At 68.0% G+C, this 13,277-nt stretch carries 9 protein-coding genes and 1 pseudogene; 5 read left to right on the forward strand and 5 right to left on the reverse strand.

The annotated features are described in order from the left end of the window. Positions 1-63: 63 nt before the first annotated feature. Together RJ1_RS31845 and RJ1_RS31850 are read right to left on the reverse strand one after the other, a co-directional pair. The gene (locus RJ1_RS31845) at positions 64-2,595 is read right to left on the reverse strand and encodes an ABC transporter permease (protein ID WP_073366482.1); all 2,532 of its coding nucleotides are present in this window, start codon (positions 2,593-2,595) and stop codon (positions 64-66) included. A gap of 4 nt (positions 2,596-2,599) precedes the next feature. After that, positions 2,600-3,373, reverse strand: coding sequence for an ABC transporter ATP-binding protein (locus tag RJ1_RS31850; RefSeq protein ID WP_073366483.1), 774 nt, complete (start codon positions 3,371-3,373; stop codon positions 2,600-2,602). Positions 3,374-3,586: 213 nt separating this feature from the next. Here RJ1_RS31850 and RJ1_RS31855 point away from each other — a divergent pair. The 5 genes and pseudogenes from RJ1_RS31855 to RJ1_RS31875 all read left to right on the forward strand — a co-directional run bounded on the left by RJ1_RS31855 (position 3,587) and on the right by RJ1_RS31875 (position 9,140). After that, positions 3,587-4,436 (forward strand): annotated as a pseudogene (locus RJ1_RS31855) (DUF3159 domain-containing protein). A 72-nt stretch (positions 4,437-4,508) separates the two neighbouring features. Further along, on the forward strand, positions 4,509-6,071 hold the full coding sequence (locus tag RJ1_RS31860; RefSeq protein ID WP_073366485.1) for a long-chain-fatty-acid--CoA ligase: 1,563 nt from the start codon (positions 4,509-4,511) through the stop codon (positions 6,069-6,071). Beyond that, positions 6,068-6,496: a YchJ family protein gene (locus RJ1_RS31865; protein ID WP_073366486.1), complete on the forward strand. Its 429-nt coding sequence runs from the start codon at positions 6,068-6,070 to the stop codon at positions 6,494-6,496. The genes RJ1_RS31860 and RJ1_RS31865 overlap by 4 nt, the downstream gene beginning before the upstream one ends. 24 nt (positions 6,497-6,520) lie before the next feature. Then, the gene (locus RJ1_RS31870) at positions 6,521-7,123 is read left to right on the forward strand and encodes an AMIN-like domain-containing (lipo)protein (protein ID WP_073366487.1); all 603 of its coding nucleotides are present in this window, start codon (positions 6,521-6,523) and stop codon (positions 7,121-7,123) included. Positions 7,124-7,217: 94 nt separating this feature from the next. Beyond that, positions 7,218-9,140, forward strand: coding sequence for an ABC transporter ATP-binding protein (locus RJ1_RS31875; protein WP_073366488.1), 1,923 nt, complete (start codon positions 7,218-7,220; stop codon positions 9,138-9,140). On the opposite strand, the gene RJ1_RS31880 is transcribed toward RJ1_RS31875, so the two are convergent. The 3 genes from RJ1_RS31880 to RJ1_RS31890 all read right to left on the reverse strand — a co-directional run. Next, a complete protein-coding gene (locus tag RJ1_RS31880) occupies positions 9,121-10,524 on the reverse strand; it encodes a maltokinase N-terminal cap-like domain-containing protein (protein ID WP_073366489.1) in 1,404 nt (467 codons plus the stop codon). The two genes, RJ1_RS31875 and RJ1_RS31880, sit on opposite strands and share 20 nt — an antisense overlap. Next, positions 10,521-12,377 carry a maltose alpha-D-glucosyltransferase gene (gene treS / locus RJ1_RS31885; RefSeq protein ID WP_073366492.1) on the reverse strand — a complete coding sequence of 619 codons (1,857 nt, stop codon included), beginning with the start codon at positions 12,375-12,377 and terminating at the stop codon, positions 10,521-10,523. The genes RJ1_RS31880 and treS overlap by 4 nt, the downstream gene beginning before the upstream one ends. A gap of 309 nt (positions 12,378-12,686) precedes the next feature. Continuing rightward, on the reverse strand, positions 12,687-13,277 hold a 591-nt coding region (locus tag RJ1_RS31890; protein WP_143169576.1), incomplete at its 5' end, for a zinc ribbon domain-containing protein.

Raw genomic sequence — 13,277 nt, forward strand, 5'->3', positions numbered from 1 at the left:
ACATTATGCGCTTCGCGCCCGTGAGTACTTATTAACCGCCCGCGGTTGACAAGTACTCACGGGTCAGAGGTCGGCGATGGCCTCCAGCGGCCGGGTGCGGGCGGCGCGGCTCGCCGGCCACAGGGCCGCGAGCACACCCACCACACCGGATCCGAGGAGCATCGCGACGACCTGCCCCCACGGCACCGTCACCTGGTCGAGCCCCTGATCTTTCAGGGTGCTCACGAAGCCCCAGCCGAACGCGATGCCGAGCAGCACTCCGACGGCCGCGCCGAACACCGCGATGAGCATCGACTCCAGGTAGATCGTGCGACGCATCTGGGACCGCTGCATTCCGACCGCGCGGAGCATGCCGATCTCCCGCCGGCGTTCCACCACCGACAGCGCGAGGGTGTTGATGATGCCGAGGATCGCGATCACGACGGCGAGGGCGAGCAGGCCGTAGAGGATCGCGAGCAGCGTGTCGATCTGCTGACCCTGCGTTCCCTTGAACTGGTCCCGGTCCTGGACCTGCACCACGACGAACTGCTTGGTCGCCGATTCGAGGTCGGTGCGCAGCTGTGCCTGGTCGGTGCCCGGTTTCGCGTCGATGAGGACCGCCAGATCGGGGATTGTCGCGGCGGGCATGACCTGGCGGTACACCTCGTCCGACACGAGCCAGTCACCCACCAGCTGGTTGTCCTCGAACACACCCGTCACCTCGGCGTCGACGACCTTCCCGTCGGCGCTCGTCATCGGGACCGTCGTCCCGAGCGTCCAGCCCTTCTTCGCGGCCGTCGTCTGCGACACGATGAGGTGGTTGCCGGTCAGGTCGGCACCGCCCTCGACGAGCTTGTAGTCGAGGACCCCGTCGAGCGGTCCGTCCAGCGACGCACCCTGCTGCTGCTCGTCGTCGACCGTCACCGACACCGGGTGCAGGGCGACGGCGCTCTGCACATCGTCGAGGTTCCGCACGGCCCGCGCCGCGCCGCTGGGCACTCCGATCTGATTGGGACCGGTGAGCACGTAGTCGGCGGACACACCCGAGTCGACGAGCTGGTTGACGCTGGCCTTCGCGGACGCACCGAACACGCCGATCACGGACACGAGCATCAGACCCAGCGTCAGTGCGAACGCGGTGGCGGCGGTGCGGCGCGGATTCCGCACCGCATTGGTGCGGGCGAGGCGCCCGACCGAACCGAACGGCTTTGCCAGCACCGCACCGAGCGCCCCGACGATCGGCCGGGACAGCGCGGGAGCGGCGAACAGGACGGCCAGGATCAGACCGAGTGCGCCGGCACCGACGACGGCGGCCGCACCGCCACCCGTGCCGCGGGAGCCGATCACGAGTCCGACGACACCGAGAACACCGAGCACGGCGCCGGCGATGGTGCGTAGGTGCAACGAGTCCCCGGTGGATGCGAATTCTTCGCGCATGGCGGCGACCGGCGGAACCTTGGACGCGCGGCGGGCGGGTGCGTACGCGCTGACCGTCGTCACCACGACACCGACGACGAGGGCGATGAGGATCGTGCGCGGCCCCACCTGGAGGGGGCCCTCGGGCAGTCCGACGTCGAACGCGTTCAGCAGTGCCCGCAGTCCGTAGGCGAGTCCGACGCCGGCGGCGATACCGATCGCACTGCCGATGACGCCGACCACGAGGGCCTCGAAGACCACGGAGCGTCCTACCTGCTTGCGGCTGGCGCCGATCGCTCGGAGCAGCGCCAGTTCGCGCAGCCGCTGCGCGACGATCATCGAGAACGTGTTGTAGATGATGAACGTGCCGACGAGCAGGGCGATCGCACCGAACGCGAGGAGGAAGTAGTTGATGAAGCTCAGCGCCTCCGTCACCTGCGCCTTGGTCTCCTCGCGCACCTCGTCGCCGGTCTGGACCTTCACGTCGGGGAGGGCCGTGGCGATCTCGTCGCGCAGCTCGGACTGGGAGAGGCCGGTGCCGGCCACGTCGATGTACTCGACGTGCTTGCCGTCGGTGAACAGTTCGCGGGCCTGCGAGTCGACGAACGTGGCGCCGATGAATCCACCGGTCTCGTTGCCGGTGTCGTAGATGCCGGAGACGGTCACGTCGATCATTCCTCGTGCGGGCACGAGGACCTTGGTGGTGTCGCCGACCGCCAGATGCGCCCGTTCGGCGGCACTCGCGTTGACGGCGATCTGACCGACCTGCGCGGGCGGTGCGCCCTGCAGGTACTCGTCGGGTTCACCGAGAGCCTGGCCCGGCGGCAGGTACGACTCGCCGATGCTCGGCGCACCCCCGGTCTGGACGGCGGCGCCGTCGGAGTCGATGAGGACGATCTGCCCGCTGACGGACGGTGCCACCGCGCGCACTCCGTCGAGCGCGGTGATGGTGTCGATGTCGGCGAGCGGAACTCCGCTGGAGTTGCGCTCCTCGGTCGAGACCCGGACGTCGACGCCTTGCGCGGTGTTCTCGAAGATCGAGTCGAACGTCTTCTGAAGAGTGTCGGTGAAGACGAAGGAACCGGCGACGAATGCGGTGCCGAGCACCACGGACAGCACCGTCAGGGCCAGCCGGACCTTGTGTGCCGCCAGGTTGCGCAGCGACACCTTGCGCATCGGAGCGCTGGATGTGGACGCCATGCGGTCAGACCGCCGCGTCGGACGCGAGGGCGTGGGCGGGCTCGTCGAGTCGCTTCATCGTGTCGAGGACCGAATCGGCCGTCGGCTCGCGCAGTTCGTCGACGATCTTGCCGTCGGCGAGGAAGACCACCCGGTCGGCGTACGCCGCCGCGCGGGGATCGTGCGTGACGATGACGACGGTCTGGTGGAACTCGTCGACCGCTGCCCGCAGGATCGACAGCACCTCACCCGAGGACTTCGAGTCGAGATTGCCCGTCGGCTCGTCGCCGAAGATGATCTCCGGCTGCCCGGCCAGCGCGCGGGCACACGCCACCCGCTGCTGCTGACCGCCGGACAGTTCACCGGGGCGGTGCTCGAGACGGTCCTGCAGTCCGAGCTTGGTGAGCACGTTCTCGAGCCACGCGGCGTCCGGCTTACGGCCCGCGATGTCCAGCGGCAGGGTGATGTTCTCGATGGCCGTCAGCGTCGGCACCAGGTTGAACGCCTGGAACACGAAGCCGATCCGGTCGCGGCGCAGCTGTGTCATCTGCTTGTCGGTCAGCGTCGTCAGCTCGGTGTCGCCGATGAGGACCGAACCCGAACTGGCCGAGTCGAGGCCGGCCAGGCAGTGCATCAGCGTCGACTTGCCGGAACCGGACGGACCCATGATCGCGGTGAACTCACCACGGGCGAACTCCGCGGATACCGCGCTGAGCGCGTGGACCTGGGTGTCGCCGGTGCCGTACGTCTTGGACAGCTCGACAGCACGGGCAGCGACAGCGTGGGCATGCGTGCTCATGATCGCCTTTCGTCATTCCTCTTGTGGCGGTCCGGCCCCGTGGTGACGGGCCGGGACGGTGCACGCGCGGTGCACTCCTCCATCTTGTCGACACCCGCGACTGCCCGCCATCAGGGACCACCCTGATCTTCGGTCTGCGAGGCCGTGATCTCGGACACGGAGACCGGCGCGGAAACGCCCACGACGGCATAGCCGAACTGGGAGAATTCCGGTATCGCCGGTGCGAAGGAGAAGCCTCATGGCCATCGAACCCCCCACACCCCGGGCGGGATCGCGGTTCCTCGACGCGTTCCTGCAATCACCGTTCGCCGGCCTCGCGCCGTGGATCGTGATGTCGCTGCTGTCCGGCCCCGGACGGTTCGAGGAATCGGTCGCGACCGCACTCGGCTTGTCGATCCTGTTCCTAGTCCTCGGCCACCGCCGCGGCGGAACCCTCAAACCCCTCGAAGTGTTCGACATCCTCTATTTCGGCTGCCTCGCCGTGATCGGACTGTTCGCCTCCGACGACCTGATCACGTGGCTGGAGAAGTGGTCGGGCGAGATGTCGAGCCTGGCGCTGGTCGCGTTCGCGTTCGGCTCGCTGCTGCTGCGCAATCCGTTCACTCTCCCGTACGCGAAAGAGACGACACCCGAGGAGTATTGGACCTCGCCGCTGTTCCTCAAGGTCAACCAGCTCATCACGCTGGTGTGGGCACTGTCCTTCACGGTATCGGCGGCGTCCGGGCTCTACGGCGACCTGGTCCTCGACCAGCCGGACAATTTCTGGACGGGCTGGATCATCCCGATCGGGGCGTTGCTCTTCGCCCTCTCCTTCACCGAGTGGTATCCGGACGTCGCGAGCGCGCAGGCGCCGCGGGAGCCCGGAGAACCGGAGGAGGTGCCACCGCCCCTCGTCAAACTGTTCGACTTCCTGCCGCCGTTCGTGGTCGGCGTGGGGATCGCGATGCTCGTCACCGACAACGACCCCGACTGGCTGGGCATCACTCTGATCGTGGTCGGCGCCATCGGCACCGCCGCGCTGCGACGCGCGGACGCACAGAGCCGAAGCAGTTCGGCCGCGTGAGGCAAAACGTCACTGATCGGATCACCGGCTACTAGCCTGATGTGACTGACGTCACAGACGAGAGGTGGGCGCATGTCGGACGCCGACAACGAGATCATCTTCGACCGACTCGCGCACTGGGCGCAGGTCCGCCCGGACGACGTCGCCGTGCAGTTCCAGGGCACCGAATACACGTGGTCCGGCTGGCACGATCGGATCCTGCACGTCGCGGGAGCCTTGGCGGAAGGCGGAATCGGGCAGGGTGACACCGTCGCGTTCGTCGACAAGAACCACCTGTCCTGCCTCGAGGTCACCTATGCCGCCTCCCTCCTCGGCGCGGCGGCCGCGGTCCCGAACTGGCGACTGGCCGGCGAGGAACTCGACTACGTGATCAACGATTCCCGCGCACGAATCCTGTTCGTGGGCAACGAGTTCCTCCAACAGGTCATGGCGCTGCGCGACCGGTTGACCGGTATCGAGCAGATCGTCACCGTCGGCGGGGAGCACGACGAGTTCGAGCCGTGGCTCGCCGAGGCGTCCGTCCTGGCGTCGGCGCCGGAGGTGGCCGTCGACGCCACCGCGCTGATCCTCTACAGCTCGGGAACCACAGGCAGGCCCAAGGGCGTACAGCTGACCCACCGCAACCTGATCGCCCACAGCAACGCCGTGCTCGACATCCTGCCCGCGCGCCACGACGACTGCCTCCTCGTCGCCATGCCGCTGTTCCACGTCGGCGGGAGTTGCTACGCGATCATGGGTGTGCACGCCGGCGCCCGATGCCATTTCACCCGGGAGGCCGACGCACCGTCCCTGTTCGCCGGTCTCGCGGCGGGCGCGAACATCGCGTTCCTCGTGCCGCCGGTGATCGCCGGAGTGCTCGCCGCGGGCGAGCGGGCGGTGGCCGCGTTCGCTGCGCTGCATCGCATCACATACGGCGCCGCACCGATGCCGTTGCCGTTGCTGCGCAGCGCGCTCGCCGCCTGGCCGGAGACGGAGTTCGTCCAGGTCTACGGAATGACCGAGTGCGCGGGGGTGGTCACCGCCCTACTTCCGGAGGTGCACCGCGACGAGGCGCAGGAGGCGAGGATGGCGTCGGCCGGGCAGCCCATCCCCGGTGTCGAGATGCGCATCGTGGACCCGGCCACCACCGAGGACGTCTCCCCCGGCGAGACGGGGGAACTGTGGTGGCGAACGGAGCAGCGCACGCCCGGGTACCTCGGCAAGCCCGAGGCGACGGCAGAGGCCGTCACGGCCGACGGCTGGTTGCGCAGCGGCGACATGGGCCGGGCGGACGCCCACGGTTTCGTGTTCATCGAGGACCGGCTGAAGGACATGATCATCACCGGCGGTGAGAACGTCTACTCGCCCGAGATCGAACGGGTGCTGGTCGAGCACCCGGCCGTGGCCGAGGTGGCGGTGATCGGCGTTCCGGACGACCACTGGGGCGAGACCGTGAAGGCCGTCGTCGTGCCCGTGGCGGGGACGAGTATCGAACCGGACGAGCTGATCCACTACACCCGTCAGCGGCTGGCGAAGTTCAAGTGCCCGACGACGGTCGACGTCGTCGACCTCATGCCACGCAACCCCACCGGCAAGATCCTCAAACGGGAACTGCGCGCACCGTACTGGAAGGACCGCGCCCACAAGCTCGTGTGAGCGGCGGCCATACTGGGACCGTGACCGTTCGATGCCCCTGCCTGCTCGGTGAACCGTACGACGAGTGCTGCGGGAGGTACCACCGCGGCGAGGCGAAGGCGCCCACGGCCGAGCGTCTCATGCGATCGCGGTTCAGCGCATTCGCCGTCCTGGATGCCGACTACCTACTCGCGACGTGGCATCCGAGCACCCGGCCCGGGACTCTGGAACTCGATCCCGATCAGCGGTGGACCCGCCTGGACATCCTGGGCACGACGGCCGGCGGACTGCTCGACACCACCGGCACCGTCGAGTTCCGCGCGCACTACGTGCTGGACGGCCGGCGCGAATCGCTGCACGAGAACAGCCGATTCGTCCGGGAGGACGGCGACTGGCTGTACCTGGACGCGATCGCGACGCCACGCGGCGGGCTCCCGCGCCTCTGATCGGCTCCGGCTTACGATCGGAGCATGATCAACCACCGGATCGGTCCCTTCGCCGTGTTCACCGCCTGCTCGCTGGCTGCCCTGACGCTCTCCGGATGCTCGGAGTCGAACTCCGCCAGCAGTGTGGCGGCGACGTCACCGGCCGCGGCCACCACGAGCAGCGCCCTCGAACCCGAGACGGCGCCGATCCCGACCGACGCCTCCCCGAAGTCGTCCGCGGCGTCCGACGCGGCGAAGCTCACGGTCACCGACGTCCGCGTGGGCGAGCACGACGGATTCGACCGCGTGGTGTACGAACTGGGCGGCAAGGGCACACCGGGCTGGCGGGTGCAGTACGTGGACGAGGCCGTCCAGGACGGCAGCGGCAAGACGATCCCGGTGGCGGGCAACGGCATCCTGCAGGTGCAGATCGACGGTTCGGCGTACCCGTTCGACAGCGACGTGGAGGGGTATTCGGGCCCGAACCCGGTGCCCGGGGTTCCCGGCGGGACGGTGACGGAGGTCAACGGCGCGCTCGTGTTCGAAGGCGTCACCCAGTCGTTCATCGGCGTCACACAGCCGGATCGCCCGTTCACGGTGTCGACCCTGTCCGGTCCGACCAGGGTGGTCGTCGACGTCGCGAAATAACCGCGCGCGGCTTGACCTCGAGTTAAGTCGAGGTTCTACCGTCGTGTCATACCCCGGCTCTACCGTGGGGGGATAGCGACAGGAGGCCGCTGGCATGAGCATGGAAGTCACGGCGTGGAACGCGATGTACAACGCGATGCACGCTCAAGAGGATCGTCGACCCTTCTCCCGCACGACGTTGCGGCGGATAGCCCGGTTCGCCCTGCCGCACCGTCGTAGCCTCGGATGGTATCTGCTGCTCAGCGTCGTGACGGCGGCACTGGCCGTGGCCACTCCGGTGCTGGCCGGCCGCGTCGTCAACGCGATCGTCGAGGGCGACGCGGTGTCCGTCGTCGTGCGCCTCGCGGCGCTCATCGCAGTCATCGCAGTCCTCGAATCCGCACTCGCCCTGTGGACGCGGTGGCTGTCCGCGAGCATCGGCGAGAACCTGATCCTCGACCTGCGGACCGCCGTGTTCGACCACGTGCAGCGGATGCCGATCGCCTTCTTCACCCGCACCCGCACCGGCGCGCTGGTCAGTCGCCTCAACAACGACGTGATCGGGGCGCAGCGCGCGTTCAGCGACACCCTGTCCGGGGTGGTGTCCAACCTGGTCACGCTCGGTATCACGCTCATCGTGATGGTCGGGATCTCCTGGCAGATCACCCTCTTCGCACTACTACTGCTGCCAATCTTCGTCCTGCCCGCCCGCAGGATGGGCGCGCGGCTCGCGCAACTCAATCGTGAGGCGGCCAACCACAACTCGGTGATGAGCACCCAGATGACCGAGCGGTTCTCGGCTCCCGGCGCCACCCTCGTCAAGCTGTTCGGCCGCCCGGCCGAGGAGTCCGCGGAATTCGCGGTCCGCGCCCGACGAGTGCGGAACATCGGGGTCCGCACGGCAATGCTCCAGTCGGTGTTCGTCACCGCGCTCACGCTCGTCTCGGCGCTCGCGCTGGCGCTCGTCTACGGCCTGGGCGGGTTCTACGCGCTGCGGGGACAACTCGACGCGGGCGCCGTCGTCGCCATGGCCATGCTGCTGACCCGGCTGTACTCGCCCCTCACCGCCCTGGCCAGCGCACGCATGGACGTGATGAGCGCGCTGGTGAGTTTCGAGCGTGTCTTCGAGGTCCTCGACCTGAAGCCGTTGATCGCGGAGAAGCCCGACGCCGTCGCGGTGCCCGAGGGGCCCGTGTCGGTGGAGTTCGACTCCGTGGAATTCGCGTATCCGTCGGCCGACAAGGTGTCGCTGGCGTCGCTCGAGGAGGTCGCGACCCTCGACACCCGCGGCGGCGTCGAGGTGCTGCACCGACTGTCGTTCCGCGCCGAACCCGGGCAGATGGTCGCGCTGGTGGGGTCGTCCGGGGCCGGCAAATCCACCATCGCCCAACTGGTCCCCCGGCTCTACGACGCCGACGCGGGCTCGGTGAAACTCGGCGGGGTGGACGTGCGAGACCTGACCGCCGACTCCGTGCGGGCCACCGTCGGCATGGTGACGCAGGACGGGCACCTCTTCCACGACACCGTGCGGGCCAACCTCCTGCTCGCCCGTCCCGGCGCCACTCCGGCGGAACTCGCGGAGGTCCTGGAACGGGCGCGGCTCACCGAATTGGTCGCCGCCCTGCCCGACGGCCTCGACACGGTGGTCGGCGAACGCGGCTACCGGCTGTCCGGGGGAGAACGTCAGCGGTTGACCATCGCGCGACTACTGCTCGCGCACCCGCGGGTCGTCATCCTCGACGAGGCCACGGCGCATCTCGACTCCACGTCCGAGGCAGCCGTCCAGGAAGCTCTCGGCGAGGCCCTCGCCGGCCGCACGGCCGTGGTGATCGCGCACCGGTTGTCGACCGTCCGCGCGGCGGACCTGATCCTCGTCGTCGAGGCCGGGCGCATCGTCGAACGCGGCACCCACACCGAACTGCTCGCCGCCGGTGGCCGGTACGAGGAGCTGTACCGCACTCAGTTCGACACGCATGCTCCGCGTGCTTCGGACACGGGCACGGTGTCGTCCCCGGCTCTCACCGAGGTGCTGCGGTGAGTCTGCGAATGGCGGAGAGGGGCAGGCCGATCCAACTCGGGCGGTTCCTGGCCTCGTACACGGTCTCGTACACGGCCTTGTCGAGTTCGTAGGCGCGGAGCAGCGCCGCCGCCGCACGGGGATCGGTGCCCGACACCGAGGTATAGCCGTCGCAGAAGGCGTCGGCGTTGCGCTGGGCCCATTCCCGCGCACGGAAGTCCCGCTGCGACGCGGCCCCCTTCGCTCCCATCGGCACCGAATCGGCCAGCAGGTGGTGGGCGGCGTAGTCGAAGGAACGCAGCATCCCCGCGACGTCCCGCAGTGGACTGTCCGGCTCCCGGCGCTCGTCGAGCGTCTTGGCCGGCTCTCCTTCGAAGTCGATGAGCAGCCATCGCTCCGGCGTCCGCAGCACCTGACCGAGATGGAGGTCGCCGTGGATTCGCTGGACAGTGGTGGCGCCCAGCGCCTCCGCCTCGGCGAACTTGTCCCGTACAGCGCCGGCCACCTCGTGCAACTCGGGGACGATCGAGGTGGCGACCTCCAGCCTGCGGGTCATCGCCTCCACGGTCGTCGACGCGACCTGTCGTTGCTGCGCACCGAGTTCACGCGCCAGGGTGGCGTGCACCTCGGCGACGGCGGCGCCCATGCGATGGGCCTCACCGGCGAAGTCGGTTCCCAACTCCGCGGCGTGGAGGTCGGCTTCGATCAGGAGGTCGCGGACGCTGCCGAGCGCCATGCTCCACCCGTCGGCGGAGTTGGCTTCGAAGTCCTGCACCATGGCGAGGGTGGTCGGCACACCCGCCACGTCGGTTTCCATCCACGCCCGCAGCGTCGCCACGTATTCACTGCCGGCGGCAGACAGAGCGAGGTGCAGTTCCACGTCGGGGTTCACACCGGGTGTGACCAGACGGAAGATCTTGAGCAGAAGCTTCTCCCCCAGCACGACCGACGTGTTCGACTGCTCCGCACCGAGCGTCCGGCCGCGCAGTCCCGGCTCGATCACCGCGCCCGGCACCGTCTTCAACTGCACCGGCCCGGACCCTTCGGCCTCGGCCAGCAGGTCGGCGTACAGCGTGATGACCTCGGCGTCGTGCAGTCCGTCGTACGCGATCATGGTGTTCCCGTCGCTGTCCGGCAACGCCCACGGCTCAAGGTCCTCCGGCAGGTGACTGCGGAACCCCAGCGGTATCTGGTACACCTGCGGCGGCCCGGCCTCGAATTCCACCGTCACCAGGAGATGCTCCACCGAGAATCCGAAGACCGCGGTCAGCGGGTGGCGCAGCAGGATCCGCACCGCCGAGATGGTGTTGCCCTTGGCGGCGAACCACCGCCGGTCCGGCAGCCACTCGACCAGTTGCCGCTCGAGGGTGGCGTCGGGAATGCGTTCACTGGTGGGTTCGTTCACGGTTGCACCGCCTGTTCCGCTTCGCTACTGACCGGATGTCCGCTGACCGCACCGCCGGATTTGGGATCCGGTTGCAGCGCGAACCAGAAGAAGCCGTGACCGGGCAGTGTGATCATGTACCCGTTGTCCGCGATGGCGGGGAAGGGCACGGAGCCGGTGAGCTCCACCGGGATTCGGCCGGCGAACTCGGTGAGATCCAGGATCACCGCCTGAGGGAACCTGGACAGGTTGTTGACGCACAGGATGACGTCGCTGTACGGGCGTTCCGCACTCGGCGGCGTCTCGCGCACGTAGGACAGTATGGCCGGGTTCGCGCTGCCGAGCTCGGTGAAGGACGCCGTCCCGAACGCCGGATGCTGTTTGCGGACCTGGATCAGCCGCCGGGTCCAGTGCAGCAACGAGTTGGTCGAGTTCATCTGCGCCTCGACGTTCACCGACTGGTACCCGTAGGTGGGATCCATGATGACGGGCAAGTACATTCGCGCCGGGTCGGCCCGGGAGAAGCCGGCGTTGCGGTCGGGCGTCCATTGCATCGGCGTCCGCACCGAGTCGCGGTCGCCGAGCCAGATGTTGTCGCCCATGCCGATCTCGTCGCCGTAGTAGAGGACGGGTGACCCCGGCAGGCTCAGGAGCAGCGCCGTGAACAGTTCGAGCTGGTTGCGGTCGTTCTCCAGCAATGGCGCGAGACGTCGCCGGATGCCGATGTTCGCCTTCATCCGGGGATCCTGCGCGTACTCGGAATACATGTAGTCGCGCTCCTCGTCGGACACCATCTCGAGCGTCAGCTCGTCGTGGTTCCGGAGAAAGATTCCCCACTGGCACGAGCTCGGAATCGGTGGTGTCTGAGCGAGAATCTCGGAGATCGGGAAGCGGTTCTGCCGCCGGACGGCCATGAAGATGCGGGGCATCAGCGGGAAGTGGAACGCCATGTGGCACTCGTCCCCGACATCCGGCTCCCCGAAGTACTCCACGACGTCCGACGGCCACTGGTTCGCCTCGGCGAGCAGGGCGCGACCCGGGTACTCGGCGTCCATGACGGCCCGGCACCTCTTGAGGAAAGCGTGAGTCTCCGGCAGGTTCTCGCAGTTGGTGCCCTCCCGCTCGAACAGATACGGCACGGCGTCCAGCCGGAATCCGTCGATTCCGAGGTCCAACCAGAATCGGAGCACGTCGATCATCGCGTCCTGGACGTCGGGGTTGTCGTAGTTGAGGTCCGGCTGATGGGAGAAGAAGCGGTGCCAGTAGTACTGCTTGCGCACCGGATCCCACGTCCAGTTGGACGTCTCGGTGTCGACGAAGATGATGCGCGCGTCCGGATACGCTTCGTCGCGGTCGGACCACACGTAGAAGTCGCCGTATGGGCCCTCGGGATCGCTGCGCGACTCCTGGAACCAGGCGTGGGTATCGGACGTGTGGTTCATGACCAGGTCGGTGATGACCCGGATCCCGCGGCGGTGCGCCTGATCGAACAGCTGGACGAAGTCGTCGACCGTCCCGAACTCCGGCAGCACCGCGCGGAAGTCACGGATGTCGTATCCGCCGTCGCGCAGCGGTGAGTCGTAGAACGGCGGCAACCACAGGCAGTCGACGCCGAGCCAGGACAGGTAGTCGAGTTTGGACGTCAGTCCCTTGAGGTCACCGGTGCCGTCGCCCGAGGAATCGAAGAACGCACGGACCAGCACCTCGTAGAAGACGGCGGTCTTGAACCACTCGTTGTCCACTTGCAGTTCTCGGGCATGGAAGAAGTCCTCGGACCGGGCCTCGATGATGTGGCCTTCGAGGTCGTGCTCCGGTTGGGCAGCGCCCTCCCGGGACGGGTCGGCGTGCGTCGAAAACGAATCTTCCAGGGGCATAAGCACCTCGATTTGCGACTCGATCACAGGAACGCGGCGTTCCCCGGACACTTGTGTCGATCGTAGGGCGGGCCTGCCCGGACCGCTCAGGACGCGCGGAACCGTCATCTGTCCGCGCCGGGTGAATCCCGAAGCGCCGACGATTGAGGACACTCCCTGTCCGCTATCGACGCCACTGAACCCATGAACGAGACACCCAGCACCCCGAACCCCATCTCCGACTAGCGCGGTCTCATGCTCGACAACCAGCGCACCGCGTTCCGCAACGCGCTGTCCGGGCTGACCGAGGAGCGCCAGCGAGATGAGCGTCTACGTAGATCTCAAACTATCTGCCACTGGTGTGGCGGACGCTTGAGATGTAGGTGTGTCACGGCTACCCGTATCACCGTGCGGTGGTGTGGGTTTGACCGTGTCCCACACCGACGCTTGTGGTGCAGGAACATGCCTGTTCGGATTCACCCCCACCTGCGGTGTTGTGGTGGGCAGGCTGCGGCGGACCCGGCGATGCCGCGGCCTGCCCGGTGTCGGACCGTTCTTGTCGCGGCACTGGCGCACCGGTGCATGTTCGGCGACCCGGACCGCGGGCATCTGCCCACGCCGCCGGGTGACTTTGCCTTTGCCGAGCAGTGCGCGTTTGGCCAGGTTCACCCCGGCCATATGGTCGCGGTTGCCGCCGACCCGGCAGCGTGAACACCACGCGGTGTGGTAGCCGCCGGGGCGGGAGAGTGGTTCGTCGCAGCCCGGACACTGTGCGGACGATCCTCGGGCAGGCACCGAGACCACCGTGATGCCGGCACCGGCGGCGGTGTGCGCGAGGGCTGCGACCGCTTGGCGGCGGGCGGACTGCGCAGCCCGGTTGTTGTTGACCCGTCCGTGTCCGTGGGTCTCGAGGGTGGTGAG

It is taken from the genome of Rhodococcus jostii NBRC 16295 (assembly GCF_001894825.1).
In the GTDB taxonomy this organism is placed as follows: domain Bacteria; phylum Actinomycetota; class Actinomycetes; order Mycobacteriales; family Mycobacteriaceae; genus Rhodococcus_F; species Rhodococcus_F jostii.

Excerpts from the sequence above, each read along its gene's own strand:
- RJ1_RS31845 (WP_073366482.1), bottom strand. The coding sequence starts at position 2,595 with ATGGCGTCCACATCCAGCGCTCCGATGCGCAAGGTGTCGCTGCGCAAC.
- treS (WP_073366492.1), bottom strand. The coding sequence starts at position 12,377 with ATGCCCCTGGAAGATTCGTTTTCGACGCACGCCGACCCGTCCCGGGAG.
- RJ1_RS31860 (WP_073366485.1), top strand. The coding sequence starts at position 4,509 with ATGTCGGACGCCGACAACGAGATCATCTTCGACCGACTCGCGCACTGG.
- RJ1_RS31875 (WP_073366488.1), top strand. The coding sequence starts at position 7,218 with ATGAGCATGGAAGTCACGGCGTGGAACGCGATGTACAACGCGATGCAC.
- RJ1_RS31850 (WP_073366483.1), bottom strand. The coding sequence starts at position 3,373 with ATGAGCACGCATGCCCACGCTGTCGCTGCCCGTGCTGTCGAGCTGTCC.
- RJ1_RS31870 (WP_073366487.1), top strand. The coding sequence starts at position 6,521 with ATGATCAACCACCGGATCGGTCCCTTCGCCGTGTTCACCGCCTGCTCG.